The sequence below is a fragment of the Pantoea sp. ME81 genome, from assembly GCF_903970985.1.
GTDB lineage: Bacteria > Pseudomonadota > Gammaproteobacteria > Enterobacterales > Enterobacteriaceae > Pantoea > Pantoea communis.
In genome coordinates this window covers 1-26,770 of sequence record NZ_CAJCKS010000065.1, presented here as the reverse complement: position 1 = coordinate 26,770, position 26,770 = coordinate 1, and the positions used below count along the sequence as shown (strand labels likewise).

The following is a 26,770-nucleotide window of genomic DNA, read 5'->3' as shown; positions in this document are numbered from 1 at the left end:
CTGCGAGTGCCCACACAGATTGTCTGATAAATTGTTAAAGAGCGGTGCAATCAGCGCCTTAAGCTGCTGTTGCGAGGTGGCGTATATTACGCTTTCCTCCTTCAGAGTCAAACACTTTTTTCAGCATTTTTTCTCTGGCGGAAGTTCTTAGCGAAGCTTCCTGTCAACACCGCACTTCGTAAACCGTTGTGCCGTCTCGATGGATGCGCATTATAGGGAGTTGTTCGCAGCGCGCAACCGCTAAATTCAACAAAAACAACCGTTCGCTGCATTCCACAGCAAAACCCCGCCTTATACCCACTTACACACAGTGTTATCCACATTCATCTGCACAAATGAATTTAGGCGAGCATCGCGCAAACGTTTTCGCTACAATGCCCGGCGACGTCAAGGATGCCCCTTTTGGGGCGTTACATGAAGCAAGTACTCTCTTCTATATATAAGAGAAGCGCTAAGCTTGATGTAACGCTCTTATTTATGCGAAACAAAGCCAAGGGATAAAACCACCATGCAACAACGTCGTCCAGTACGCCGCGCTCTTCTCAGTGTTTCTGATAAAGCCGGTATCCTCGAATTTGCTCAGGCACTCTCCAGCCGTGGTGTTGAGCTGCTCTCCACAGGTGGTACTGCTCGCCTGCTGGCAGATGCGGGCCTGCCCGTCACCGAAGTCTCTGACTACACCGGTTTCCCGGAAATGATGGATGGACGCGTCAAAACGCTGCACCCGAAAGTGCATGGCGGTATTCTGGGCCGTCGCGGCACCGATGATGCGATCATGGCCGAGCACGCGATCAACCCTATCGATATGGTGGTGGTAAACCTTTATCCCTTCGCTCAAACCGTTGCCAAACCCGATTGCTCACTGGCAGACGCGGTAGAGAATATCGATATCGGTGGCCCAACCATGGTGCGCTCCGCTGCGAAGAACCACAAAGATGTGGCAATCGTGGTGAAGAGCAGCGACTACGAGGCCATCATCGCCGAGCTGGACGTCAACGAAAACTCCCTGACGCTGGACACCCGTTTCGATCTGGCGATCAAAGCCTTCGAACACACCGCAGCCTACGACAGCATGATTGCCAACTACTTTGGCAGCCTGGTACCGGCTTATCATAGCGACAGCAAAGAGCCTGCCGGCCGCTTCCCACGAACGCTGAACCTCAACTTCATCAAGAAGCAGGATATGCGTTACGGCGAGAACAGCCATCAGGACGCTGCCTTCTATATAGAAGAGAATGTGGCAGAAGCTTCTGTTGCGACTGCACAGCAGGTACAGGGCAAAGCGCTCTCTTACAACAACATCGCGGATACCGATGCCGCGCTTGAGTGTGTGAAAGAGTTTGATGAAGCCGCTTGCGTGATCGTTAAGCATGCTAACCCGTGTGGTGTGGCAGTGGGCGGTTCGATTCTTGACGCCTATGAGCGCGCTTACAAAACTGATCCAACTTCTGCTTTTGGCGGCATCATCGCTTTCAACCGTGAATTGGATGAAGCCACTGCCCAGGCGATCATCAGCCGTCAGTTTGTCGAAGTGATCATTGCCCCTTCAGCCAGCGAAGGGGCACTTAAAGTTACCGCAGCAAAACAGAACGTTCGCGTGCTGGTTTGTGGCCAGTGGCAGGGCCGTGTTGCTGCACTGGACTTCAAGCGTGTTAATGGCGGCCTGCTGGTTCAGGATCGCGATCTCGGTATGGTTGATGCCAGTCAGCTGCGAGTCGTGACTAAGCGCCAGCCAAGCGAGCAGGAACTGCGTGATGCGCTGTTCTGCTGGAAAGTAGCCAAGTTCGTGAAATCCAACGCCATTGTCTACGCACGCGACAATATGACTATCGGCATAGGCGCCGGACAGATGAGCCGCGTTTATTCTGCCAAAATTGCCGGTATCAAAGCAGGCGACGAAGGTTTAGAAGTTAAAGGTTCAGCCATGGCGTCTGATGCGTTCTTCCCGTTCCGCGATGGTATCGACGCAGCGGCTGCTGTAGGTATCAGCTGTGTGATTCAACCAGGTGGTTCTATCCGTGATGATGAAGTGATTGCCGCCGCTGATGAGCACGGTATTGCAATGATCTTCACCGACATGCGTCACTTCCGCCATTAATAGCCTGGAGCTGTATAGATGAAAATTTTAGTGATTGGTAATGGTGGACGTGAACACGCGTTGGCATGGAAAGCAGCACAGTCACCGCTGGCCGAAACGGTCTTTGTTGCACCGGGCAACGCGGGTACCGCACTGGAACCTGCACTGCAGAACGTGGCGATCAGCGCCACTGACGTTCCTGCACTGTTAGCCTTTGCTCAGAAAGAGAAGATCGATCTGACCATCGTAGGCCCAGAAGCGCCGCTGGTGATTGGCGTGGTCGATGCGTTCCGTGCAGCAGGTCTGAAAATCTTTGGCCCAACGCAGGCGGCTGCACAGCTGGAAGGATCAAAAGCTTTCACCAAAGATTTCCTGGCACGCCAGCAGATCCCTACCGCTGAATACCAGAACTTTACGGAAGTTGAGCCCGCGCTGGCTTACCTGCGTGAGAAAGGCGCACCGATCGTGATTAAAGCGGATGGTCTGGCAGCCGGTAAAGGGGTTATCGTCGCGATGGAACTGGCTGAAGCGGAAGCTGCAGTGCAGGACATGCTGGCAGGTAACGCTTTCGGCGATGCAGGCCATCGTATCGTCATTGAAGAGTTCCTCGACGGCGAAGAAGCCAGCTTTATCGTGATGGTGGATGGCGACAACGTGTTACCCATGGCCACCAGCCAGGATCATAAACGTGTAGGCGATGGTGATACCGGCCCGAATACCGGAGGCATGGGTGCTTACTCGCCAGCCCCGGTTGTCACCGATGAGATCCACCAGCGTGTGATGGACCAGATTATCTGGCCAACCGTTAACGGCATGAAAGCGGAAGGCAACACCTATACCGGCTTCCTATATGCCGGCCTGATGATCGATAAAGCCGGTCAGCCGAAAGTGATCGAGTTCAACTGCCGCTTTGGCGATCCAGAAACCCAGCCGATCATGCTGCGTCTGCAGTCAGATCTGGTTGAGCTGTGCCTGGCCGCAGTGGATGGCAAGCTGGATCAGCAGACCTCGCAGTGGGATCCACGCCCATCGCTGGGTGTCGTGCTGGCGGCTGGCGGCTATCCCGCGGATTACAACATCGGTGATCAAATCCACGGTCTGCCGCTGGAAGAAGTGCCGGACGGTAAAGTGTTCCACGCGGGCACCACGATGAAAGATGATGTGGTGGTCACCAACGGTGGACGCGTGCTGTGCGTCACTGCCCTGGGCGAAGATGTGGCTGCCGCGCAGAAGAATGCCTATGCGCTGGCGAAACATATTTCCTGGGAAGGCAGCTTCTGCCGTAAAGATATTGGTTACCGCGCGATTAATCGCAAGTAATCATCAAGGGGCGCGCTCAGCGCCCCTTGTTTTTTCCCAACTCAGAAATCACTCTCTTTCGGCTGCCAGCTACACTCATCCTCTGGCGTCGCCCGCAACAACTGCACGCCTTCAGGTGCCTCCAACCATGACACCATCAACGACTGTGGCTGGTGTTGCTGCTGCTGAGATAGCGTGGCAATGATTCCGCTATCAAAGGGTGCATTCACCACTTTGCCATCACAATCGCGCACCTGCGTAGCGCCCAGCCAATGCCCCTGCTTCAGTAATACACGGCCACTCAGCAACGCATTACTTTGCTCCAGCATACGTTGCGCGTCGAAACGATAGAGCTCAACCGTATCACCACTTACCGCTTCACGACGGCCGGCCAGCTGACGCTGCATAAAATTAAGATTACCCAGATGGTCAAAACGCAACGTCACGTCATCGGGTTGCTCACCCGCCACAACGCGCTCAACGCTGATCAGGTGGTTCTGTTGCCAGTTGTAGTCAGTAGTTTCCATGGCATCGCCATTGAAAGGGGTATAAACAGTGCGAAGATGGACAGCCTGATGGTCACTGTTTTTGCGCCAGATGCGCACAGTGCCACGATCGGCCAGATAGCCACTTGCCGTAAAGGCAGGGAGATCAGAGGTGGAACTACAGCCCGCGAGCAGCGCACCGAGTAACAGGGCGCAGACGCGCTGAGTAATCGTGTTCAGCATGAAAGGCCCCAATAACAAAAAGGGGCGTGTCGCCCCTCTTTTAAAGCTTAAACCGCGATGCGGAAAACTTACTTAACAGCGTCTTTCAGAGCTTTACCAGAGACGAACGCTGGCACGTTAGCTGCCGCGATTTTGATCTCTTTACCAGTCTGTGGGTTGCGACCGGTACGCTCAGCGCGGTGGTTCACTTTAAAAGTACCAAAACCAACCAGTTGTACAGCATCACCTTCTTTCAGAGACTCAGTGATCGCAGCCAGGGTAGATTCCAGCGCAGCTTTAGCCTGGGTTTTTGACAGGTCAGCTTTCTCTGCGATCACATCAATCAGTTGAGTCTTGTTCATAAGTTATCCTTAAAGTGTATTTATCGCTTGCTAAGCAACGAGTGCGAGGGAAAAGCCATATTCTGGCACTCTTCAACCTGCACGCAAAGATAGCCACAATTTTCAGCCCCCCAAATGTAGACCAGACAGGGGGCTGATGTGAAGCCTCCAGGCGCGGTAATTCAGGCCTGAAGTCACGTTTTATCGCCTTATTGCTGAAAAAGTATACCGATGTTACTGATTCCCGCTTCGCGCAGGTCAGAACGTAACCCCTTAATCAGCTCAAGGTCGCGTTCTTCGCAGTCTGCCAGCAGACGGAAAATCTCCCACTGCAGATCCCATTCATCAATCACCGCCTGATTTTCACGCAGCTCTTCATCGGTCATTTCACGACCGGCCTGCGTCATTTCAAGGATAGCGACGGTGGTAATCGAGGTGCGACTGACTTCGATTGCGTGCTCCAGAGTTTCGCCGCTGAGTTGTGCATGCACAACTTCGCTCAACGCAACACAGGCATCGATCGCTGGGTGGACACCATAGATATCAAAATCATCGCCATTCGGAATCGCGGATTCCAGCTTCTCCAGTTGGCTATCGAAGTTAATTTTGGCGTCTTTAACCGTCAGGCTCTCCCAGACAAGGTCAAGGATGCGACGATAGAGTTGCGGATCGGCGAATTCAGTCTGCTGACAGAAGGCCCAATAATTGGGGAACATCCGCTCGCACAGACAGGCCATAAAGGTCATATGCTGCCAGCTTTCCAGCTTCGCCAGACGCAAATGGACGGGGTTCTGTAACATCAAACTTACTCTCAATAGGTTAGCTGGCGGCAGTGTACCGCAAAAGCCGCGCGCAAACAGCGTTAACGCGCATTTTGCCAACGCAGAAACGCAGGACGCCCCGAAGCAACCGCATCGGCCCAGCGTGTAGGATCGGGCAAACGATAGCCCGCGGTACATTTCTCCACCCAATTCAGTGCGCTGTCCATACTGACACGATGCCCGGTTGAGACGAACAAAGGGTTGCAGCGCGCTTTACTGCGCCACACCCAGCCAATTTGTTCGCCTTTATCCATCAGTGGCTGGCGGCTCCCCGGTTCAGCATCCAATTCGGTAAAACGCCCGCAGAGCCGTTTTTTCGCCACGCCAATGGTTGGAACATCCACCAGCGAGCCAAAATGCGCAGCCACGCCGAGGCGACGGGGATGGGCAATACCATGACCATCAACAAATAAAAGATCGGGTTGGTGTTTCAGCTGCTGCCAGGCTGCAAGCAGTGCGGGGACTTCGCGAAACGATAAGAAACCCGGGATGTAAGGCATGGTGGTCGCGAGGCGTGCTATACGGTGCTCCACCAGCTGCAATGAGGGATATTCTAATACCACCAGTGCCGCACGCGTGATGTCACCTTCCTGTTCAAAACCGACGTCCGCACCGGCGATAAAACGAGGCGGCAGGACGTCGAAATCATCCTGCCGTACCACGTTAGCAGCGCGTTGTAACTGTTCAGCCCGCAGCGCGGCTAAATCCATGCTTAACCCTGATGATAAGGGCGAGACAGACGATGTACGGCTTCGACGAATGCACCGGCGTGCTCTGGCGGCACATCCTGATGAATGCCATGTCCCAGGTTGAAGACATGCCCTTCACCCGTGCCAAAGCCTTCAAGGATAGTGGCCACTTCCTGCTCGATACGTGCCGGAGGCGCATACAGCATGGAAGGATCCATGTTGCCCTGCAACGCAACTTTGTCACCCACGCGACGACGCGCATCGGCAATATCGGTGCTCCAGTCCAGTCCCAGCGCATCACATCCGGTCGCTGCGATAGCTTCCAGCCACTGACCACCACCTTTGGTGAACAGCGTAATCGGCACACGGCGACCTTCGTTCTCGTGCAGCACGCTATCAACGATTTTGTGCATATAGTAGAGTGAAAACTCACGGTAATCGCGGCCGGTCAGCACGCCGCCCCAGGTGTCGAAGACCATAATCGACTGTGCACCGGCTTTGATCTGGGCGTTCAGGTAATGGATGACACTGTCAGCCAGCTTATCCAGCAGCTTGTGCAGGGTTTGCGGCTCGGCATACATCATCTTTTTAATTTTGGTGAACGCTTTGCTGCTGCCGCCTTCAACCATGTAGGTCGCCAGCGTCCACGGGCTGCCGGAGAAGCCGATCAACGGCACTTCACCTTTCAGGTTATGGCGAATGGTACGCACCGCATTCATCACATAACCCAGCTCATCTTCTGGATCCGGAATCGGCAGTTTGTCTACATCTGCACGGCAGGTAATAGGATTTGAGAAGCGCGGACCTTCGCCCGTTTCGAAATAGAGCCCCAGCCCCATCGCATCAGGAATCGTCAGGATATCGCTGAAGAGGATCGCGGCATCCAGCGCATAACGACGCAGCGGCTGCAGGGTGACTTCGCACGCCAGCTCCGCATTCTTACACAGCGACATAAAATCACCGGCTTCAGCACGCGTGGCTTTGTACTCCGGCAAATAACGCCCGGCTTGTCGCATCATCCATACAGGGGTGACATCCACCGGCTGACGTAACAGGGCACGCAGATAACGATCGTTCTTCAGTTCACTCATAATGGGCTCTCTCATGCTAAGGCCGCCAGTGTAGCATTTTCACGGCGCGCTGGCGCGACACAGGGCAACGGTATCTTCAATCAACCGCCGTGCCACCGTGCCCGGTGGCGGTAACAAGGGCAAATCGTCATAGCGATACCAGCCGGCATCCAGCAACTCTTTGCCATCATGCTGCAACTCACCGCCCTCATATTCGGCCATAAACGCCATCATTAATGAATGCGGGAACGGCCAGGGCTGCGAGGTGACGTAGCGGACATTTTTAACCCGGACGTTGCTCTCTTCCATCACTTCACGCGCGACGGCCTGCTCCAGCGTCTCCCCGACCTCAACAAAGCCAGCTAATACTGTGTAAATGCTGTTGCGATGACGCGCATGGTTGGCCAGCAGAATCTCCTCCCCCCGGCGAATCGCTACGATGATGCACGGTGCAATCTGCGGGTAATAGCGCTCGCGGCAATGGTGACACAGGCAGGCAAATTCGCGTTTACTGAGGTGCATTTCGTGGCCGCAGTAGCCACACCAGCGGTGTGAGCGGTAGAATTCGGCGAGTTGAACTCCACGCCCAACCATCTGAAAAAGCCCAACATCTTCGTCGATAAGCTGGCGAACAGAGCCCATATTGTCAGGTCGTGATTCACGTATCAGCCAGACATTTTCCGCCTGCCATTCGCCAATCAAAATCGCGGTTTTTCCAGTCAGGCCAAAATCGCCGGATAAGCCATGCGGCAGTTCACCTTGCGGTAACCAAAGTTTTTGTTCATGGCTGACAATCCACCAGCCAGCGTCTACGCTTGAGATCTCACGTTGCATCTTATTCGTTGTCCTTAGCGTCAAATGGCACGCTGAAATCCTGATGTTAAGTGTGGAATGGATAACTATAACTCACCCGGAGCCCCATATGCTTACCCAGTTAGATGACCTGGCCAGGCGTGTAAGTGGCGGTAATGAACTCGTTGATGCGTGGCTGCGCGCGCGCCGACAGTTGCTTGTCAGCTATTACGCATTAATTGGCATCAAGCCAAACAAAGAGGCGCTCAGTGCCCTGGATGAACAGGCGCTGGATGCGTTTTGTCACGGCCTGGTTGATTACCTCTCAACCGGTCATTTCAGTATTTATGAACGCATTATCAGTGAGATGGAAGGCGATAGCCCACTCATTGCGGCAGCCCAACTCTATCCCGCTCTGGAAGCGAATACCGATCGCATGATGCAACTGTATGACAGCCATCTGCAGCAGGCCATCAACGACGATAACTGCGTAGAATTCCAGAAGGCGTTATCCGAAGTGGGTGAAGTGCTGGAGTCGCGCTTCACGCTGGAAGATAAGCTGGTGCAACTCGCCTGGGATAACCAGCTGGCGCGCCCACCGGTCGCCAATGAAAGCAGCATGGCTCGCCCCGCTTAACTTCGGCCCCATGTAAAAAACTTGTTATTCCGAAAAAGCCCTTTTATGCTGAATGGGCTTTTTTATTGCCATGTTTATGAGTGGCAAGTTTGCGGTTTAAGCGTAGCGTGCGCAGCCAGTTCACGCTCGGACAGCGCGCAGGGACCGGAGCGTACACGAAGTACGTGACGGTCACGAGCACTGCCCAGGCGAGAAATGGCCAGCAAAGTAGCTTAAACCACAGACGCTTACCTTGTCGGAGTGCCCTCTGGGGCTGAGACCGTTTATTCGGGATCCGCGGAACCTGATCAGGTTAGTACCTGCGAAGGGAACAAGAGTAGACATTCACAGAGCGATGCGTGTTGGCGCCCGGCATCGTCCCTGTTACTCCTTCCGAACTCTGGACAAGCAACTTCCCCTTAATTCAGGAAATTTGCTATGTCTGTTGCTAAAACTTCTCGTCGTGAACAACGTGCACAAGCGCAGGAATTTATCGATTCGCTGCAAGGCACCGCTTTCCCCAATTCAAAACGTATCTGGATTACCGGCAGCCGAGCGGATATCCGTGTGCCGATGCGCGAAATCCAGCTTAGCCCTACACACATCGGTGGCACAAAAGAGAATCCACAGTATGAGCACAACGAACCAGTGCCGGTATATGACACGGCAGGTGCTTATGGCGACCCCGCGGCCACCATTGATGTGCATCGGGGATTAGACCGATTGCGTGAAAACTGGATCGCTGAACGCGATGACAGCGAAGCGATCCACCAGTTGAGTTCGCAATACACCCAGCAACGCTTAGCCGATGAAGGGCTGGATCACCTGCGTTTCGAGCAGTTACCGCAGCCGCGTCGTGCCAAAGCTGGCCGCTGCGTCACACAGCTGCATTACGCACGTCAGGGCATGATTACACCCGAGATGGAATTCATCGCGGTGCGAGAAAACATGGGCCGCGAACGTATTCGTGGTGAAGTGCTACTGCAACAGCACCCGGGCCACAGTTTTGGTGCCAATCTGCCGGAAAACATCACCGCCGAATTTGTGCGCCAGGAAGTTGCCAGCGGCCGCGCTATCATACCCTCCAATATTAATCACCCCGAATCAGAGCCGATGATCATTGGCCGTAACTTTCTGGTGAAGGTGAACGCCAATATAGGCAACTCAGCGGTGAGCTCATCGATCGAAGAGGAAGTGGAGAAACTGGTGTGGTCAACACGCTGGGGTGCGGATACCGTGATGGACCTCTCCACAGGCCGCTATATCCATGAAACGCGCGAGTGGATTTTGCGAAACAGCCCGGTGCCGATTGGTACTGTGCCCATTTATCAGGCACTGGAGAAAGTGAATGGCGTGGCGGAAGACCTTAACTGGGAGATTTTCCGCGATACCCTGCTCGAGCAAGCAGAACAGGGGGTGGATTACTTCACTATTCACGCTGGTGTGCTGCTGCGCTATGTGCCGATGACGGCTAATCGTCTGACCGGTATTGTCTCGCGTGGTGGTTCGATCATGGCGAAGTGGTGCCTGTCACATCATCAAGAGAGTTTCCTCTATCTGCATTTCCGCGAGATCTGTGAAATCTGCGCTGCCTATGATGTCGCGCTCTCACTCGGTGATGGCCTGCGTCCGGGATCGATTCAGGACGCCAACGATGAAGCCCAGTTTGCCGAGTTGCATACCTTAGGTGAGTTGACCAGGATCGCCTGGGAATACGATGTGCAGGTAATGATTGAAGGTCCAGGCCATGTGCCAATGCAGATGATCCGCCGCAACATGACCGAACAGTTAGAGCACTGTCACGAAGCGCCGTTTTACACGCTTGGCCCACTGACCACCGATATCGCCCCCGGGTACGATCATTTTACCTCCGGCATTGGTGCCGCGATGATTGGTTGGTTTGGCTGCGCCATGCTGTGCTACGTCACACCGAAAGAGCACCTCGGTTTGCCGAATAAAGAAGATGTGAAGCAGGGGCTGATTACCTACAAGATCGCCGCGCATGCCGCCGATCTGGCTAAGGGCCATCCTGGCGCACAGATCCGTGATAACGCCATGTCGAAAGCACGCTTTGAATTCCGTTGGGAGGATCAGTTCAATCTGGCGCTCGATCCGCATACGGCACGCGCTTATCACGATGAGACATTGCCGCAGGAATCGGGCAAAGTGGCTCACTTCTGCTCAATGTGCGGTCCAAAATTCTGTTCGATGAAAATTACCCAGGAAGTGCGCGAATATGCTGCTCGCCAGCAGGCAGAAGCCCAGCCCATTGAAATTGGCATGGCGCAGATGTCGGATGCCTTCCGCAGTCGTGGTGGCGAGCTTTATCACGCCGCCGATGCCCTTAAAGAGGAAAAAGTATGACCGATGCCTTTCCAGCCACGGCCCCGAAACTGGGGCTGTACCCTGTTGTTGATAGCGTAGAGTGGATTGCACGCTTACTGGAGGCTGGCGTTCGCACCATCCAGTTGCGCATCAAAGATTGCCAGGATCATGAAGTAGAAGACGCAGTGCGCGAGGCAATTGCGCTGGGCAAGCAGTATCGTGCACGCCTGTTTATCAACGATTACTGGCGATTAGCGATCAAATATAACGCCTATGGCGTGCATCTTGGTCAGGAAGATTTGGACGTGGCTAATCTGGACGCTATCCGCCAGGCAGGTTTGCGTCTTGGGTTATCGACTCATGATGATGCCGAGTTAGACCGCGCGCTGGCACTGCGTCCTTCCTACATTGCATTGGGGCATATTTATCCCACACAAACCAAAGATATGCCTTCGGAACCTCAGGGCGTCGTAGAATTGAAACGCCACATGGCGCGGTTGCAGGATATACCGACTGTGGCGATTGGCGGTATATCCCTTGCGCGCGTACCTGAAGTTTTGGCCACTGGCGTTGGAAGCGTTGCCGTGGTGAGCGCCATTACTCAGGCGGGAGACTGGCGTCAGGCGACACAGGAGCTGCTGGCACTGGTTGAAGCTGGAACCCAGCCCGCAGAAGCGTTGTAACGTTCTGCAATCAGAGTAATTTGGCTGGAACCTCACGCGCAGTCCGCTTCCTGCGGGCTAGCGTGTTTTTCCGGTCAGGATAAAGTGTGCCTGCCCGCTGTCGCTGGCAGTGGGCCAGGGCTGGTCTACCTCTCTCTCCAGCCCTGCCTTTCCACTTTAATCAGTCAGGGATGAAGCGGGTTCCGTTTCGATATGACAGGCATGCATGGCCTGCTCCACCGCAGCGCCAAGTTGGGCGATGGCCTGTTCTGTATGCTCATTGATGGGCAACCCATAATTCAGGCGCAAGCAGTTACGATATTTGCCCGAGGCAGAAAACAGCGATCCGACGGCGACCTGAATGTTCAACGTGCGAAGTTCGGTGTTAAGCCGAACCGCATCAAACGCTTCAGGTAACTCAATCCACATCAGGAAGCTGCCCTGCGGACGCGAGACACAGATACCGCACGGGAAATAGTGGCGTACCCAGCAGCTAAAAGTCTCGTAATTACGTTGATAAACCTGGCGCATCCGGCGTAAATGCGGCCCATAGTGACCAAGACGAATAAATTCGGCCACCGCATGTTGCGGCTGTGTGGCTGTTGAACCCGTGCCGATATATTTCATATGCAAGACGCGATCGCGATAGCGTCCAGGTGCCACCCAGCCAACACGTAACCCGGGAGCCAGCGTCTTAGAGAATGAACTACACAACAACACCCTGCCATCCATATCCAAAGATTTAATGGTAATGGGACGTGGATACTCCCATGCCAATTCACCGTAGACATCGTCTTCAATAATCGCGGCATCAAAGCGCTGTGCCAGTGCCAGCAGCGCACGCTTGCGCGCCTCGGGCATGATAAATCCGAGTGGATTATTGCAATTTGGCACTACTACCACGGCTTTAATGGGCCACTGCTCGAATGCCAACTCCAGAGCTTCGAGGCTAATGCCCGTCACCGAATCGGTAGGGATTTCAATGGCACGGATACCAAGCCCGCGCAGGGTCTGCATCGTGCCATGAAATGTCGGAGATTCAACGGCGATAATATCACCCGGTTCACACACCGCACGGATCGACACGGACAGCGCTTCATGGCAGCCCGTGGTGATCACAATATCCTCTGCGGTGAGCTGACAACCGCTATCGATAGTTAAGCGTGCGACCTGCTCACGCAAGGCCGCAACGCCTAACAGACTGTCATAATTGAGCTGGTCAAGATCCTGCTTCTGCGCCATTCGGCTCTGAATTTTCCATAATGGCTTCAATGTCGGCTGGGTAAGGTCTGGCATGCCGCTACCTAATTGCAGCACGTTACCGCTGTTGCGGCTGCTTAATAATTCCAGCACCGATTCCCACTGGGTGATCTCGACGGGGCGTTGTACGGGGCGGGTTAACGCAGGAACAGGAGGCGTGGCTTTGCGCGTCGCAACGAAATAGCCAGAGCGCGGCTGCGGCACAATAAGCTGTTTCTCTTCTAGCAGGTGATACGCCTGCTGCACGGTACTGATGCTCACACCGTGTTCAATACTCAGTGTGCGCACTGAGGGTAAGCGCTCGCCGCTACGGTAGAGTCCCTGTTCAATCCTGTCTGAGAGCAAGCAAGCCAGATGTTGGTAACGCGTCATCGTATGATTCCCCTCGAGTTCACTGAATCTAAATCAGTACAGATCATCCCTTTTTTTACCATTCAGATCCTATCATGCGCAATCTGTATGTTAATAATAAGTGATTTTTGAATCTGTATTGAGATGCACAGGAACTGGACAATACCACTCAGACAACTGACTGAGGGCATTCATTATGGAATTCGATCAAAACCGCGCAGCAAAACCCTTTGATGTAACGCTATTGGATATGGTTCGCGGCACGGGACGTGCCATCAAAAGATGGCGCGCCCGCCGTGAGACACAAAAAATTTTGTCTCACTTGAGCGATGCACAACTACGCGATATTGGCCTGACCCGGCACGATGTCTGCCGCAAAGGCTAACTTAAGACGAAAAAAAACCCTGCCGAGGCAGGGTTTTTTATAGGTCAGCTATCGCAGACGATTATTCGTCGTCGCTACCGCCAAGACCGGCGTTCAGCAGTTCAGCCAGGCTCGCAGAGGCTTCATCCGCAGTAACCTGCGGTGCAACCGGAGCTTCACCTACAGAACGGCGACGCATACGGTCCTGATGGTAAGCATAACCGGTACCGGCCGGAATCAAACGACCCACGATCACGTTCTCTTTCAGGCCGCGCAGTTCATCACGCTTGCCTGCTACTGCTGCTTCAGTCAGGACACGTGTGGTCTCCTGGAACGATGCTGCAGAGATGAACGATTCGGTTGCCAGAGAAGCTTTGGTGATACCCAGCAGATCGCGCACAAAGGTTGCGCCAATTTTGCCGTTCGCTTCGAGGTCGCGGTTAGCGATCTTGATGCGAGAGTATTCAGCCTGCTCACCTTCCAGGAACTCGGTGCTGCCCGCGCTGGCGATGGTTGCTTTACGCAGCATCTGACGCACGATGACTTCGATGTGTTTATCGTTAATCTTAACGCCTTGCAGACGGTAAACTTCCTGCACTTCGTTAGTGATGTAACGTGTAACCGCATGGACGCCACGCAGACGCAGGATGTCGTGTGGAGACTCTGGGCCGTCAGAAACAACGTCACCACGTTCTACACGCTCACCTTCGAATACGTTCAGCTGACGCCATTTCGGAATCATCTCTTCGTACGGATCGCTACCATCAACCGGTGTAATCACCAGACGACGCTTGCCTTTGGTCTCTTTACCGAACGAGATAATACCGCTGATCTCGGCCAGAATTGCTGGCTCTTTCGGACGACGCGCTTCGAACAAGTCAGCAACGCGTGGCAGACCACCGGTGATGTCCTTGGTACCGCCAGATTCCTGCGGAACACGAGACAGGGTGTCACCCGCGCTGATCTTAACGCCATCTTCCAGCTGAACAATCGCTTTGCCCGGCAGGAAGTACTGAGCTGGCATGTCTGTACCTGGAATCAGAACATCATTTCCGTTGGCATCAACAATTTTCAGCGCAGGACGCAGATCTTTACCGCCCCCAGTACGTTCTGCAGAATCCAGAACCACCAGCGATGACAGACCAGTCAGGTCATCAGTCTGACGAGTAATCGTCTGACCATCGATCATGTCAGTGAAGCGAATGAAACCGCCCACTTCGGTGATAACAGGCATGGTGTGCGGATCCCAGTTTGCTACGGTCTCGCCCGCTGCAACCTGCTCACCATCACCTTTAGCCATCATCGCACCGTAAGGAACTTTATAGCTCTCTTTGGTACGACCGAATTCATCGATCATCTTCAGCTCAACGTTACGAGAGACGATAACCAGTTTCCCGGAGGAGTTGGTTACAGACTTCGCGTTGGTCAGCTTGATGGTACCTTTGTTCTTCACCTGGATGCTGGATTCAGCAGCCGCACGAGATGCCGCACCACCGATGTGGAACGTACGCATCGTCAGCTGTGTACCCGGCTCACCGATGGACTGTGCTGCGATAACGCCGATGGCCTCACCTTTGTTGATGATGTGACCACGTGCCAGGTCGCGACCGTAGCAGTGTGCACACACACCAAAGTCGGTTTCACAACCAACAACAGAACGCACTTTGATCGCATCAACTGAGTTCAGTTCGATCACATCACACCAGTGCTCATCGATCAGCGTATTACGCGGGATCAGGATGTCAGCAGTACCTGGCTTCAGTACGTCTTCAGCAGTCACACGACCCAGTACACGCTCACGCAGTGGTTCTTTAACGTCGCCACCTTCGATGACCGGAGTCATCATGATGCCTTCGAAAGTACCACAGTCGTCTTCGGTAACCACCAGATCCTGTGCAACGTCTACCAGACGACGCGTCAGATAACCGGAGTTAGCGGTTTTCAGTGCTGTATCCGCAAGACCTTTACGCGCACCGTGCGTCGAGATGAAGTACTGGAGTACGTTCAGACCTTCGCGGAAGTTCGCGGTGATTGGCGTTTCGATGATTGAGCCATCTGGCTTAGCCATCAGACCACGCATACCGGCCAGCTGACGAATCTGTGCAGCAGAACCACGCGCACCGGAGTCGGCCATCATGTAGATGCTGTTGAACGAGACTTGCTGCTCTTCTTCGCCGTGACGGTTGATCACGGTTTCGGTTTGCAGGTTGTCCATCATCGCCTTGGAAACGCGTTCGTTTGCTGCGGCCCAGATATCGATGACTTTGTTGTAACGTTCGCCAGCAGTTACCAGACCAGACTGGAACTGTTCCTGAATCTCAGCAACTTCCGCTTCGGCTTCAGCAACGATTTCCGCTTTCTTAGCCGGGATCACCATGTCGTCGATACCTACAGAGGCACCTGAACGGGCTGCGTAAGCAAAGCCGGTATACATGGTCTGGTCAGCGAAGATAACGGTCGGCTTCAGGCCCAGGATGCGGTAACAGGTGTTCAGCATCTTAGAGATAGCTTTCTTACCCAGCGCCTGGTTGACGATGGAGTAAGGCAGACCTTTCGGCACGATCATCCACAGAATCGCACGACCAATGGTGGTGTCGATTAAGCTGGTTTTCGCGACGAACTCTTCTTGTTCGTTTTTGCTGTACTCGGTGATACGCACTTTAACGCGAGCATGCAGCTCGGCCAGGCCAGCGCGATACACACGCTCAGCTTCTTTCGGGCCGGTCAGTACCATGCCTTCGCCGCGCGCATTTACTTTGTCACGGGTCATGTAGTACAGACCCAGTACAACGTCCTGAGAAGGAACGATGATTGGCTCGCCGTTCGCAGGTGACAGGATGTTGTTGGTAGACATCATCAGCGCACGCGCTTCCAGCTGAGCTTCCAGCGTCAGCGGTACGTGAACTGCCATCTGGTCACCATCGAAGTCGGCGTTATATGCCGCACAAACCAGCGGGTGCAGCTGGATCGCTTTACCTTCGATCAGAACAGGTTCGAATGCCTGAATACCCAAACGGTGCAGGGTTGGTGCACGGTTCAGCAGTACTGGGTGTTCGCGGATCACTTCGTCCAGGATATCCCAAACGACAGCTTCTTCACGCTCAACCATCTTCTTAGCAGCTTTGATGGTGGTCGCGAGGCCACGCAGCTCCAGCTTGCCGTAGATGAACGGTTTGAACAGCTCCAGTGCCATTTTCTTCGGCAGACCACACTGATGCAGACGCAGGTATGGACCTACGGTGATTACAGAACGGCCAGAGTAGTCAACACGTTTACCCAACAGGTTCTGACGGAAACGACCCTGCTTACCTTTGATCATGTCGGCCAAAGATTTCAGAGGACGTTTGTTAGAGCCAGTGATGGCACGACCGCGACGGCCGTTATCCAGCAAGGCATCTACCGCTTCCTGCAGCATACGTTTTTCGTTACGTACGATGATATCTGGCGCAGCCAGATCCAGCAGACGCTTCAGACGGTTGTTACGGTTGATGACGCGACGGTACAGATCGTTCAGATCCGACGTAGCGAAACGACCACCATCCAGCGGTACCAGCGGACGCAGATCTGGCGGCAGAACCGGCAGAACGGTCAGGATCATCCACTCTGGCTTGTTACCAGACTGTACGAACGCTTCCAGCAGCTTGATACGCTTGGTCAGCTTTTTACGTTTGGTCTCGGAGTTGGTTTCGTTCAGCTCTTCACGCAGCTGCTCGCACTCTTGCTCCAGATCCATATTTTTCAGCAGCGCCTGGATAGCTTCCGCACCCATCTTCGCGTCGAATTCGTCACCGAACTCTTCCAGCGCATCAAGGTACTGCTCTTCGGTCAGAATCTGACGTTTTTCCAGGTTGGTCATACCGCCTTCGATCACAACATAAGATTCGAAGTACAGTACGCGCTCGATATCACGCAGTGGCATATCCAGCAGTAAGCCGATACGCGAAGGCAGTGATTTCAGGAACCAAATGTGCGCAGTTGGTGAAGCCAGTTCTATGTGGCCCATGCGCTCACGACGAACCTTGGTCTGTGTAACTTCAACGCCACACTTCTCACAGATCACACCGCGATGTTTCAAACGCTTGTACTTACCGCACAGGCATTCGTAATCTTTTACCGGCCCAAAGATACGGGCGCAGAAAAGACCGTCACGCTCCGGCTTGAAGGTACGGTAGTTGATGGTCTCTGGCTTTTTAACTTCACCAAAAGACCATGAACGGATCATATCTGGCGAGGCCAGAGCGATCTTGATCGCATCAAACTCTTCGGTCTTAGTTTGCGCTTTCAGAAACTTAAGTAAGTCTTTCACGGATTAGCTCCCGTCGGAGTGGAACTCTCAGGGACGCCCACCGAAGTGCGCGTCCCGTAACCAGTACTTACGAGTGCTTACTCGTCTTCCAGCTCGATGTTGATACCCAGCGAGCGGATCTCTTTCAACAGTACGTTGAAGGATTCCGGCATGCCCGGTTCCATCTGATGGTTGCCATCGACGATGTTTTTATACATCTTCGTACGGCCGTTCACGTCATCAGACTTAACGGTCAGCATTTCCTGCAGGGTATAAGCAGCACCGTATGCTTCCAGTGCCCACACTTCCATCTCACCGAAGCGCTGACCACCGAACTGCGCTTTACCACCCAGCGGCTGCTGAGTAACAAGGCTGTACGAGCCAGTAGAACGGGCGTGCATCTTGTCATCGACCAGGTGGTTCAGTTTCAGCATGTACATGTAACCTACGGTTACCTGACGCTCAAACTGCTCACCGGTACGGCCGTCGAACAGGGTGATCTGGCCAGAAGCTGGCAGACCGCCGAGCTGCAGCAGCTCTTTGATCTCGCTCTCTTTCGCACCATCAAACACTGGCGTTGCGATTGGCATACCTTTTTTCAGGTTCTCAGCCAGACGCAGAACTTCGTCGTCAGTGAAGGTGTTCAGATCAACTTTCTGACGCACGTCAGTGCCCAGATCGTAAGCACGCTGGATGAACTCACGCAGTTTGGCGACTTCTTCCTGCTTCTTAAGCATCGCATTGATTTTCTCACCAATGCCTTTAGCCGCCATACCCAGGTGGGTTTCCAGGATCTGACCGATGTTCATACGTGACGGTACGCCCAGCGGGTTCAGTACGATATCGACCGGCGTACCGTTCTCATCGTAAGGCATATCTTCGATCGGGTTGATCTTAGAGATAACACCCTTGTTACCGTGACGACCTGCCATCTTGTCACCAGGCTGGATCTGACGTTTAACCGCCAGGTACACTTTCACGATTTTCAGCACGCCTGGTGCCAGATCATCGCCCTGAGTGATTTTGCGACGCTTAGCTTCGAGTTTCTTCTCAAACTCGTGCTTCAGCTCGTCATACTGCTCAGCCAGCTGCTCGAGAGAGTTTTGCTTCTCTTCGTCAGTCAGGCCCAGTTCCAACCAGCGCTCACGTGGCAGTTTGTCCAGCTTCTCAGCTTCAACGCCACCTGAGATCAGTACAGCCTGAATACGGCTGAACAAGCCCGCTTCGAGGATCTGCAGTTCTTCAGACAGGTCTTTCTTAGCCTGCTTCAGCTGCATCTCTTCGATTTCCAGCGCACGTTTGTCCTTTTCTACGCCATCGCGAGTAAAGACCTGAACGTCGATAACCGTACCGGAAACACCGTTAGGAACACGCAGAGAAGAGTCTTTAACGTCAGACGCTTTCTCACCGAAGATCGCACGCAGCAGTTTCTCTTCTGGCGTCAGCTGAGTTTCGCCTTTTGGCGTCACTTTACCGACCAGAATGTCACCACCGGTCACTTCCGCACCGATATACACGATACCGGATTCATCCAGTTTGGAGAGTGCAGCTTCACCCACGTTCGGGATGTCAGCGGTGATCTCTTCTGGCCCCAGCTTAGTGTCACGAGACACACACGCCAGTTCCTGGATGTGGATAGTGGTGAAACGGTCTTCCTGGACAACACGCTCAGAAACGAGGATGGAGTCTTCGAAGTTGTAACCGTTCCATGGCATGAACGCCACGCGCATGTTCTGACCCAGCGCCAGTTCACCGAGATCGGTAGACGGGCCATCTGCCAGCACGTCGCCACGTTCGATTGGCTCACCCAGGGACACACATGGCATCTGGTTGATGCAGGTGTTCTGGTTAGAACGGGTGTACTTGGTCAGGTTGTAGATGTCGATACCCGCTTCGCCCGGATACATCTCATCTTCGTTAACTTTGATAACGATACGAGAAGCATCAACGTACTGAACGGAACCGCCACGTTTCGCTACGGCAGTTACACCGGAGTCAACCGCTACTGCGCGTTCCATACCCGTACCGACCAGCGGCTTATCAGCGCGCAGAGTTGGTACTGCCTGACGTTGCATGTTCGCACCCATCAAGGCGCGGTTAGCATCATCGTGCTCCAGGAATGGAATCAGTGACGCACCGACTGAAACGACCTGTTGGGTCGAAACGTCCATGTAGTCAACTTGATCACGACTGAACAGGCTTGATTCACCTTTGCTACGGCAAGTGACGAGATCGTCAACAAAGCTACCGTCTTCAGCAAGGTTGGTGTTCGCCTGAGCGATAACGTAGTTACCCTCTTCGATTGCAGAGAGGTAATGAATTTCATCACTCACTTTGCCATCTACCACGCGACGATACGGAGTCTCAAGGAAGCCGTATTCGTTAGTCTGCGCATAAACAGAAAGGGAGTTGATCAGACCGATGTTCGGACCTTCTGGCGTTTCGATTGGGCATACACGACCGTAGTGGGTTGGGTGTACGTCACGCACTTCGAAGCCTGCACGCTCACGCGTCAGACCGCCTGGGCCCAGAGCAGAGATACGACGCTTATGCGTGATCTCAGACAACGGGTTGTTCTGATCCATAAACTGGGACAGCTGGCTTGAACCGAAGAACTCTTTCACCGCCGCCGAAATAGGCTTGGCGTTGATCATGTCCTGAGGCATCAGGGTATCGAGGTCGCCCAGAGACAGACGCTCTTTAACAGCACGCTCAACACGCACCAGACCCACACGGAACTGGTTCTCAGCCATCTCACCGACTGAACGGATACGACGGTTGCCGAGGTGGTCGATATCATCGACTTCGCCAATACCGTTACGGATGCCGATCAGTTTCTTCATCACTTCGATGATGTCGTCTTTGCTCAGGATACCTGAACCTTCGATTTCATCACGCAGCAGTGAACGGTTGAACTTCATACGGCCAACTGCAGACAGATCGTAACGATCTTCTGAGAAGAACAGGTTCTCGAACAGGTTCTCTGCAGCTTCGCGCGTTGGCGGCTCACCAGGACGCATCATACGGTAGATCTCAACCAGCGCGCTCAGGCGATCGTTGGTTGGGTCAACACGCAGGGTCTCTGAAATGTATGGGCCGTGATCCAGGTCGTTGGTGAACAGCGTTTCAATGCGTTTGTGGCCTGACTGGCTCAGTTTTGCCAGCAGATCCAGTGAAAGTTCCATGTTCGCAGGAACGATCAGTTCACCGGTGTTCAGATCGACGTAGTCTTTAGCGACCACTTTGCCAGCGATATATTCGACTGGCACTTCAATGTGCTGAATACCGTCTTTTTCGAGCTGACGAATATGACGCGCAGTGATGCGACGACCTTTCTCAACGTAGACCGTGCCATTGGCTTCGATATCGAAGCTGGCGGTTTCACCACGCAGGCGCTCAGGCACCAGTTCCATCTGCAGTTTGTTATCGCGGATTTCATACACCACTTTATCAAAGAACAGATCAAGGATTTGTTCAGTGGTGTAGTGCAGCGCGCGCAGAATGATACTGGCCGGCAGCTTACGGCGACGGTCAATACGGACGAAGAGGTTGTCTTTCGGGTCGAATTCGAAGTCGAGCCATGAACCGCGGTAAGGGATGATACGTGCGTTATACAGCACTTTACCAGACGAGTGCGTCTTACCCTTATCGCTGTCAAAGAACACGCCAGGACTACGATGCAGCTGAGAAACAATAACACGCTCAGTACCGTTGATAACAAAGGTACCGTTGTCGGTCATGAGTGGAATTTCACCCATGTACACTTCTTGTTCTTTGATGTCTTTTACGGTGCCTTCCGGCGCTTCACGCTCGTAGATCACCAGACGCAGTTTCACGCGCAGCGGTGCCGAATAGGTCACGCCACGGATCTGACATTCAGTTACGTCAAAGACCGGCTCGCCCAAACGGTAGCTGACATACTGCAACTCAGAGTTGCCGCTGTAGCTTGAGATTGGGAATACGGAGCGGAAGGCAGCTTCCAGACCGTATTGGCCTTCTGGATCTTGCTCGATAAACTTCTGGAACGAGTCAAGCTGGATAGAAAGGAGATAAGGTATGTCCAAAACTTGTGGACGTTTACCAAAATCCTTACGAATACGTTTTTTCTCGGTATAGGAGTAAACCATAGGGTTCCTCAGCTAGCTGACATGTCGAACCACGCTGTCCGTCCTGAAGGGACAGTTCATGCAACACTATTTTGTTTTTCATGCGATGCGGTGCACCCCATGCAATACATCTTTCTATCACTCTTAAATCATTTCATCGCCGTTGTGCAGGCAGGGAACCCTCACAGGAAAGCGATATATTAAGTCGTCGATAGAAAAAGATATTGAAGAGAAACAATGGACAAACAGTGCGAAACGCCATCGTTCCCCTGTAGCGCAAAAAGGCTGGTGACCAAAAAGTCACCAGCCATCAGCCTGATGTTACTCAGGCTGCAACCCGAAGGTTTTCTTACTTAACTTCAACTTCAGCGCCAGCTTCTTTCAGCAGTGCTTCCAGAGCAGCTGCGTCATCTTTGCTGATGCCTTCTTTGATAACACCGGTAGCTTCAACCAGGTCTTTAGCTTCTTTCAGGCCCAGACCAGTTGCAGTACGAACTGCTTTGATTACGGCAACTTTGTTAGCGCCAGCAGCTTTCAGAATTACGTCGAATTCAGTTTTCTCTTCAGCAGCTTCAGCTGGGCCAGCAGCAACAGCTACAGCAGCAGCAGCAGAAACGCCGAATTTTTCTTCCATAGCAGAAACCAGCTCAACTACTTCCATTACGGACATAGCTGCTACTGCTTCCAGAATTTGATCTTTGGTGATAGACATATCGATTGTTCCTAAAAAACAGAAAAAGTTTATACGTTAGCAAGTACGAAGGAAAAGAAGATGGCCTTAAGCCGCTTCTTTTGCATCGCGTACAGCAGCCAGAGTGCGAACCAGTTTGCCAGCAGCGGCTTCTTTCATGGTCGACATCAGACGTGCCAGTGCTTCTTCGTAAGTCGGCAGAGTTGCCAGACGGTCAATATTGGCCGCCGTGATCAGCTCACCTTCAAAGGCTGCAGCTTTGACCTCAAATTTTGCATTCGCTTTCGCGAACTCTTTGAACAGACGAGCAGCAGCGCCCGGGTGTTCCATAGAGTATGCAATCAGGGTCGGACCAACAAACGTGTCTTTCAGGATCTCAAACTGAGTTCCTTCAACGACGCGGCGCAGCAGGGTGTTGCGAACAACACGCATGTAAACGCCAGCTTCACGACCTGCTTTACGCAGTTCGGTCATTTTATCAACGGTAACGCCACGGGAATCCGCAACAACCGCTGAAAGCGCGCCTTTGGCTACTTCGCTAACTTCAGCAACAATCGCTTGTTTGCCTTGAAGATTTAATGCCATTAGCTTTTGCTCCTGGATTTGACCGGGAAAAATTTCCCGGAACTCACTTCACTCAGCTACCCGAAGGCACTGAGCGCTATTACACGGTGAGCAGAATCCAGTGAAGAAAAAATTCTTTTTGGTTCTGTCACCGTCTACGCAGGGTATTAAGCAAGTTATCCGAAGATAATCCCGCTCCTGCGGTCTTGGACGGAGGCCAGGATAAGGCCTGGCTCCAACCTAAGCCATTGATAAATTAGGCAATTACGCTTTGTTAATCAGTGGCTTTGAATCTGGGTTCTGAATTGAATGACCAATCAGAACAACGGGCGTAAGATTCTAGATGAATTTTTCGCCCGTTTCAAGCAGCAATTAGTTTGCTGCTGCGCTCAGACCAGTCTGGTCAACGGCAACGCCGGCGCCCATGGTGGTAGAGATGCTAACTTTCTTGATGTACACGCCTTTAGCCTGTGAAGGTTTCGCTTTTTTCAGCGCAACCAGCAGAGATTCCAGGTTTTCTTTCAGTTTGTCAGCGTCGAAGTCCACTTTACCGATGGTAGTGTGGATGATGCCGTTTTTGTCGTTACGATAACGAACCTGACCTGCTTTAGCGTTTTTCACTGCTTCAGCAACGTTAGGGGTTACAGTACCCACTTTCGGGTTTGGCATCAGGCCGCGTGGACCCAGAACCTGGCCCAACTGGCCAACAACGCGCATTGCATCTGGAGATGCGATAACAACGTCAAAGTTCATTTCGCCTTTTTTGATCTGGTCAGCCAGATCTTCCATACCTACCAGCTCAGCGCCAGCTGCTTTAGCAGCTTCTGCGTTTGCGCCTTGGGTAAATACAGCAACACGTACTGAACGACCAGTACCGTGTGGCAGAACAGTCGCGCCGCGAACGTTCTGATCTGATTTACGTGCATCGATGCCGAGGTTAACAGCAACGTCAACGCTTTCAACGAACTTAGCAGTTGCCAGTTCTTTCAGCAGAGCAATAGCTTCAGCGATGTCGTACTGCTTGGTCGCGTCAACTTTGTCACGGATTACGCTCATGCGCTTGGTCAGCTTAGCCATTTCTTAATCCTCTACTACCAGGCCCATGGAACGTGCAGTACCTTCGATAGAGCGAGTCATCGCTTCTACGTCAGCACCAGTCATGTCCGCAGCTTTAGTTTCTGCGATTTCACGTACCTGAGCACGAGAAACTTTACCGACTTTGTCTTTGTTCGGCTTACCAGAACCAGACTTGATGCCTGCTGCTTTTTTCAGCAGTACAGCAGCCGGAGGGGTTTTGGTAACGAAGGTGAAAGAACGGTCGCTGTATACAGTGATAACAACTGGAGTAGGCAGGCCTTTCTCCAAAGATTCTGTTTTGGCGTTGAACGCTTTACAGAATTCCATGATGTTAACACCCTGCTGACCCAGTGCTGGACCAACAGGTGGACTTGGGTTCGCCATACCAGCTGCAACCTGCAGCTTGACGTAGGCTTGTACTTTCTTAGCCATGATAATTCCTCAAATGGGTTATAGCGCCTGAAAACAGGCTCCCCGTGATTACGATTCACACGCTGTCACCAGCGCATAAAAACAAAAGGCGCGAAATTATAGGTAAATTTCGCGCCTTCCGCAAGAGCTATAAAGTGAACAAAAGGGTTAACCTTTCTCCACCTGAGCAAAGTCGAGTTCTACTGGTGTTGCACGGCCAAAGATGGAAACAGAGACCTTCAGGCGGCTCTTTTCGTAATCCACTTCTTCGACCACACCGTTGAAGTCGGCAAATGGACCGTCGTTGACGCGCACCATCTCGCCTGGCTCGAACAGCGTTTTTGGACGCGGCTTATCACCTACCTGCTGCAGGCGGTTCATAATCGCATCGACTTCTTTATCACTAATCGGCGCAGGACGGTCAGAAGTACCGCCAATGAAGCCCATGACACGTGGTACGCTACGCACTAAGTGCCAGCTGGCGTCATTCATCACCATCTGGACCAGCACATAGCCAGGGAAGAACTTACGTTCGCTTTTACGGCGCTGGCCACCACGGATTTCAACGACTTCTTCAGTCGGCACCATGACTTCACCAAACAGCTCTTCCATGTTGTGCAGTTTGATATGCTCTTGCAGCGACTTCGCTACGCGGGCTTCAAAACCGGAGAACGCCTGAACGACGTACCAGCGTTTTTTTGGAGCTTCAGACATCTCAGAACCTCAGGCCAGTGATAAACGATACCAGACGGACCAGAATTCCATCCAGCCCCCACAAAATCAGTGACATCACGGCAGTGACCGCGGCAACGATTAACGTGGTGTGCAATGTTTCCTGGCGAGTCGGCCAAATGACCTTACGCATTTCGGTTCTTGCTTCACGAGCAAAAGCCACAGTCGCTTTGCCTTTGATAGTCAGCAACGCTATGCCACCTGCCGCAGCAATCAGTACTACGACAGCCAGCGCGCGCAGAGGCAGCGTAATGTCGCGATAGAGATAGTTGCCAACGATGGCGACTAACAGCAACGCGATGACAGCAACCCACTTTATCGCTTCCAGGCCGCGCCCGCTCCCTTGAGCTTCGGTATTCGCACTCATAAACCAACCTGCCACAATAATTCAGAAACAATTCTGCCCCGCAGAGCGAGGCATCCAAACCGAATGAGCTTTTGGGCGTAACTCGGTATCCGACGCCGTAAACCAGAGCCTGTCTCAGCAATGATTATGATCGAAAATCACTGATGAGCCAGGTTCTATGTAACAGCGTGCAAAAAGGGCATCAAATGATGCCCTTTCCATATGCATTGCGTCAAATGTTATCGCAATTAAGCGATAATTTCAGCAACAACACCCGCACCAACAGTACGGCCGCCTTCACGGATTGCGAAACGCAGACCCTGATCCATAGCGATTGGCTTGATCAAGGTAACGGTCATTTTTACGTTATCGCCTGGCATTACCATCTCAACGCCTTCTGGCAGTTGAACGTCACCGGTCACGTCAGTAGTACGGAAGTAGAACTGAGGACGGTAGCCTTTGAAGAACGGAGTATGACGGCCGCCTTCGTCTTTAGACAGTACGTAAACTTCTGAAGTGAACTGGGTATGTGGCTTGATGGTGCCCGGCTTAGCCAGAACCTGACCACGCTCGATATCTTCACGCTTGATACCACGCAGCAGAATACCACAGTTCTCGCCTGCCTGACCCTGGTCCAGCAGTTTGCGGAACATTTCAACGCCGGTACAGGTAGACTTAACGGTGTCTTTCAGACCAACAACTTCAACTTCGTCGCCTACTTTCACGATACCGCGCTCAACACGACCGGTAACAACAGTACCACGGCCAGAGATTGAGAATACGTCTTCGATTGGCAGAAGGAACGGCAGGTCGATTGCACGTACTGGCTCTGGGATGTAGTTATCCAGGTGACCAGCCAGTTCAATGATCTTCTCTTCCCACTCAGCAACACCGTTCAGTGCCTGCAGAGCAGAACCGCGGATGATTGGAGTATCGTCGCCTGGGAAGTCGTATGCTGACAGCAGATCGCGAACTTCCATCTCTACCAGTTCCAGCAGCTCTTCGTCATCAACCATGTCGCACTTGTTCAGGAACACGATGATGTAAGGAACGCCAACCTGACGACCCAGCAGGATGTGCTCACGGGTCTGTGGCATTGGGCCATCAGTCGCAGCAACAACCAGGATCGCGCCGTCCATCTGCGCAGCACCGGTGATCATGTTTTTCACATAGTCGGCGTGGCC

General features: G+C 52.9%; 22 protein-coding genes and 1 riboswitch. Of the genes, 6 read left to right on the top strand and 16 right to left on the bottom strand.

Annotated elements, in window-relative coordinates:
* The first annotated feature begins 508 nt into the window (after positions 1-508).
* Both purH and purD read left to right on the top strand, forming a co-directional pair.
* On the top strand, positions 509-2,098 hold the full coding sequence (gene purH / locus H7A81_RS13680; protein ID WP_182057772.1) for a bifunctional phosphoribosylaminoimidazolecarboxamide formyltransferase/IMP cyclohydrolase: 1,590 nt from the start codon (positions 509-511) through the stop codon (positions 2,096-2,098).
* Positions 2,099-2,116: 18 nt separating this feature from the next.
* Complete coding sequence (gene purD, locus H7A81_RS13675; protein WP_166936622.1) at positions 2,117-3,397, top strand: phosphoribosylamine--glycine ligase; 1,281 nt, start codon at positions 2,117-2,119, stop codon at positions 3,395-3,397.
* Between the two features lie 41 nt (positions 3,398-3,438).
* On the opposite strand, the gene H7A81_RS13670 is transcribed toward purD, so the two are convergent.
* The 6 genes from H7A81_RS13670 to nudC all read right to left on the bottom strand — a co-directional run bounded on the left by H7A81_RS13670 (position 3,439) and on the right by nudC (position 7,838).
* Entirely contained in the window at positions 3,439-4,104 is a 666-nt protein-coding gene (locus tag H7A81_RS13670; protein WP_166936620.1) for a DUF1481 domain-containing protein, read from the bottom strand.
* Between the two features lie 68 nt (positions 4,105-4,172).
* The gene (gene hupA / locus H7A81_RS13665; RefSeq protein WP_006121511.1) at positions 4,173-4,445 is read right to left on the bottom strand and encodes a nucleoid-associated protein HU-alpha; all 273 of its coding nucleotides are present in this window, start codon (positions 4,443-4,445) and stop codon (positions 4,173-4,175) included.
* Between the two features lie 188 nt (positions 4,446-4,633).
* A complete protein-coding gene (locus H7A81_RS13660) occupies positions 4,634-5,224 on the bottom strand; it encodes a YjaG family protein (RefSeq protein WP_034828920.1) in 591 nt (196 codons plus the stop codon).
* 62 nt (positions 5,225-5,286) lie between these two features.
* Positions 5,287-5,955 (bottom strand): deoxyribonuclease V, encoded by a 669-nt coding sequence (gene nfi / locus H7A81_RS13655; RefSeq protein WP_182057771.1) that lies wholly within the window; start codon positions 5,953-5,955, stop codon positions 5,287-5,289.
* Between the two features lie 2 nt (positions 5,956-5,957).
* On the bottom strand, positions 5,958-7,025 hold the full coding sequence (hemE, locus tag H7A81_RS13650) for a uroporphyrinogen decarboxylase (protein ID WP_097119774.1): 1,068 nt from the start codon (positions 7,023-7,025) through the stop codon (positions 5,958-5,960).
* 39 nt (positions 7,026-7,064) lie between these two features.
* Positions 7,065-7,838, bottom strand: coding sequence for an NAD(+) diphosphatase (nudC, locus tag H7A81_RS13645; RefSeq protein ID WP_058962184.1), 774 nt, complete (start codon positions 7,836-7,838; stop codon positions 7,065-7,067).
* Between the two features lie 88 nt (positions 7,839-7,926).
* Here nudC and H7A81_RS13640 point away from each other — a divergent pair, with 88 nt between their 5' ends.
* The 3 genes from H7A81_RS13640 (at position 7,927) to thiE (ending at position 11,420) form a co-directional block, all read left to right on the top strand.
* Positions 7,927-8,433: an Rsd/AlgQ family anti-sigma factor gene (locus H7A81_RS13640; RefSeq protein ID WP_058962185.1), complete on the top strand. Its 507-nt coding sequence runs from the start codon at positions 7,927-7,929 to the stop codon at positions 8,431-8,433.
* 226 nt (positions 8,434-8,659) lie between these two features.
* Positions 8,660-8,760, top strand: a riboswitch (TPP riboswitch).
* A 90-nt stretch (positions 8,761-8,850) separates the two neighbouring features.
* Complete coding sequence (gene thiC / locus H7A81_RS13635) at positions 8,851-10,776, top strand: phosphomethylpyrimidine synthase ThiC (protein WP_182057770.1); 1,926 nt, start codon at positions 8,851-8,853, stop codon at positions 10,774-10,776.
* The gene (gene thiE, locus H7A81_RS13630) at positions 10,773-11,420 is read left to right on the top strand and encodes a thiamine phosphate synthase (protein WP_160834657.1); all 648 of its coding nucleotides are present in this window, start codon (positions 10,773-10,775) and stop codon (positions 11,418-11,420) included. The genes thiC and thiE overlap by 4 nt, the downstream gene beginning before the upstream one ends.
* A 156-nt stretch (positions 11,421-11,576) precedes the next feature.
* On the opposite strand, the gene H7A81_RS13625 is transcribed toward thiE, so the two are convergent.
* The gene (locus H7A81_RS13625; RefSeq protein WP_166936614.1) at positions 11,577-13,031 is read right to left on the bottom strand and encodes a PLP-dependent aminotransferase family protein; all 1,455 of its coding nucleotides are present in this window, start codon (positions 13,029-13,031) and stop codon (positions 11,577-11,579) included.
* Between the two features lie 175 nt (positions 13,032-13,206).
* Between H7A81_RS13625 and H7A81_RS13620 the strand changes: the two genes are divergently transcribed.
* Complete coding sequence (locus tag H7A81_RS13620) at positions 13,207-13,395, top strand: DUF1127 domain-containing protein (protein ID WP_166936613.1); 189 nt, start codon at positions 13,207-13,209, stop codon at positions 13,393-13,395.
* Positions 13,396-13,456: 61 nt separating this feature from the next.
* Here H7A81_RS13620 and rpoC read toward each other — a convergent pair whose 3' ends face one another.
* From rpoC to tuf, 9 genes are all read right to left on the bottom strand, one after another.
* Entirely contained in the window at positions 13,457-17,680 is a 4,224-nt protein-coding gene (gene rpoC, locus H7A81_RS13615) for a DNA-directed RNA polymerase subunit beta' (RefSeq protein WP_182057769.1), read from the bottom strand.
* A gap of 77 nt (positions 17,681-17,757) precedes the next feature.
* Positions 17,758-21,786, bottom strand: a complete 4,029-nt coding sequence (gene rpoB, locus H7A81_RS13610; protein ID WP_166936609.1) for a DNA-directed RNA polymerase subunit beta — start codon at positions 21,784-21,786, stop codon at positions 17,758-17,760.
* Between the two features lie 328 nt (positions 21,787-22,114).
* Positions 22,115-22,477 carry a 50S ribosomal protein L7/L12 gene (gene rplL / locus H7A81_RS13605; protein WP_034828906.1) on the bottom strand — a complete coding sequence of 121 codons (363 nt, stop codon included), beginning with the start codon at positions 22,475-22,477 and terminating at the stop codon, positions 22,115-22,117.
* 66 nt (positions 22,478-22,543) lie between these two features.
* Positions 22,544-23,041 (bottom strand): 50S ribosomal protein L10, encoded by a 498-nt coding sequence (rplJ, locus tag H7A81_RS13600; protein ID WP_045816330.1) that lies wholly within the window; start codon positions 23,039-23,041, stop codon positions 22,544-22,546.
* Between the two features lie 351 nt (positions 23,042-23,392).
* The gene (gene rplA, locus H7A81_RS13595) at positions 23,393-24,097 is read right to left on the bottom strand and encodes a 50S ribosomal protein L1 (RefSeq protein WP_182057768.1); all 705 of its coding nucleotides are present in this window, start codon (positions 24,095-24,097) and stop codon (positions 23,393-23,395) included.
* A 3-nt stretch (positions 24,098-24,100) separates the two neighbouring features.
* Positions 24,101-24,529 (bottom strand): 50S ribosomal protein L11, encoded by a 429-nt coding sequence (gene rplK, locus H7A81_RS13590; RefSeq protein WP_034828899.1) that lies wholly within the window; start codon positions 24,527-24,529, stop codon positions 24,101-24,103.
* A gap of 147 nt (positions 24,530-24,676) precedes the next feature.
* Entirely contained in the window at positions 24,677-25,222 is a 546-nt protein-coding gene (nusG, locus tag H7A81_RS13585; RefSeq protein WP_010616908.1) for a transcription termination/antitermination protein NusG, read from the bottom strand.
* 1 nt (position 25,223) lies between these two features.
* Positions 25,224-25,607: a preprotein translocase subunit SecE gene (gene secE, locus H7A81_RS13580; protein WP_039381824.1), complete on the bottom strand. Its 384-nt coding sequence runs from the start codon at positions 25,605-25,607 to the stop codon at positions 25,224-25,226.
* A gap of 227 nt (positions 25,608-25,834) precedes the next feature.
* The coding region (gene tuf / locus H7A81_RS13575; RefSeq protein WP_182057767.1) for an elongation factor Tu at positions 25,835-26,770 on the bottom strand (936 nt) is incomplete at its 5' end.

What these genes read in the sequence shown, in the direction of transcription:
- nusG (WP_010616908.1), bottom strand. Translation starts at nt 25,222, where the DNA reads ATGTCTGAAGCTCCAAAAAAACGCTGGTACGTCGTTCAGGCGTTCTCC.
- purD (WP_166936622.1), top strand. Translation starts at nt 2,117, where the DNA reads ATGAAAATTTTAGTGATTGGTAATGGTGGACGTGAACACGCGTTGGCA.
- rplL (WP_034828906.1), bottom strand. Translation starts at nt 22,477, where the DNA reads ATGTCTATCACCAAAGATCAAATTCTGGAAGCAGTAGCAGCTATGTCC.
- H7A81_RS13670 (WP_166936620.1), bottom strand. Translation starts at nt 4,104, where the DNA reads ATGCTGAACACGATTACTCAGCGCGTCTGCGCCCTGTTACTCGGTGCG.
- purH (WP_182057772.1), top strand. Translation starts at nt 509, where the DNA reads ATGCAACAACGTCGTCCAGTACGCCGCGCTCTTCTCAGTGTTTCTGAT.
- H7A81_RS13620 (WP_166936613.1), top strand. Translation starts at nt 13,207, where the DNA reads ATGGAATTCGATCAAAACCGCGCAGCAAAACCCTTTGATGTAACGCTA.
- hemE (WP_097119774.1), bottom strand. Translation starts at nt 7,025, where the DNA reads ATGAGTGAACTGAAGAACGATCGTTATCTGCGTGCCCTGTTACGTCAG.
- rplA (WP_182057768.1), bottom strand. Translation starts at nt 24,097, where the DNA reads ATGGCTAAGCTGACCAAGCGCATGAGCGTAATCCGTGACAAAGTTGAC.
- nfi (WP_182057771.1), bottom strand. Translation starts at nt 5,955, where the DNA reads ATGGATTTAGCCGCGCTGCGGGCTGAACAGTTACAACGCGCTGCTAAC.
- H7A81_RS13625 (WP_166936614.1), bottom strand. Translation starts at nt 13,031, where the DNA reads ATGACGCGTTACCAACATCTGGCTTGCTTGCTCTCAGACAGGATTGAA.
- H7A81_RS13660 (WP_034828920.1), bottom strand. Translation starts at nt 5,224, where the DNA reads ATGTTACAGAACCCCGTCCATTTGCGTCTGGCGAAGCTGGAAAGCTGG.
- nudC (WP_058962184.1), bottom strand. Translation starts at nt 7,838, where the DNA reads ATGCAACGTGAGATCTCAAGCGTAGACGCTGGCTGGTGGATTGTCAGC.
- thiC (WP_182057770.1), top strand. Translation starts at nt 8,851, where the DNA reads ATGTCTGTTGCTAAAACTTCTCGTCGTGAACAACGTGCACAAGCGCAG.
- thiE (WP_160834657.1), top strand. Translation starts at nt 10,773, where the DNA reads ATGACCGATGCCTTTCCAGCCACGGCCCCGAAACTGGGGCTGTACCCT.
- rplJ (WP_045816330.1), bottom strand. Translation starts at nt 23,041, where the DNA reads ATGGCATTAAATCTTCAAGGCAAACAAGCGATTGTTGCTGAAGTTAGC.
- rpoB (WP_166936609.1), bottom strand. Translation starts at nt 21,786, where the DNA reads ATGGTTTACTCCTATACCGAGAAAAAACGTATTCGTAAGGATTTTGGT.
- H7A81_RS13640 (WP_058962185.1), top strand. Translation starts at nt 7,927, where the DNA reads ATGCTTACCCAGTTAGATGACCTGGCCAGGCGTGTAAGTGGCGGTAAT.
- hupA (WP_006121511.1), bottom strand. Translation starts at nt 4,445, where the DNA reads ATGAACAAGACTCAACTGATTGATGTGATCGCAGAGAAAGCTGACCTG.
- rplK (WP_034828899.1), bottom strand. Translation starts at nt 24,529, where the DNA reads ATGGCTAAGAAAGTACAAGCCTACGTCAAGCTGCAGGTTGCAGCTGGT.
- secE (WP_039381824.1), bottom strand. Translation starts at nt 25,607, where the DNA reads ATGAGTGCGAATACCGAAGCTCAAGGGAGCGGGCGCGGCCTGGAAGCG.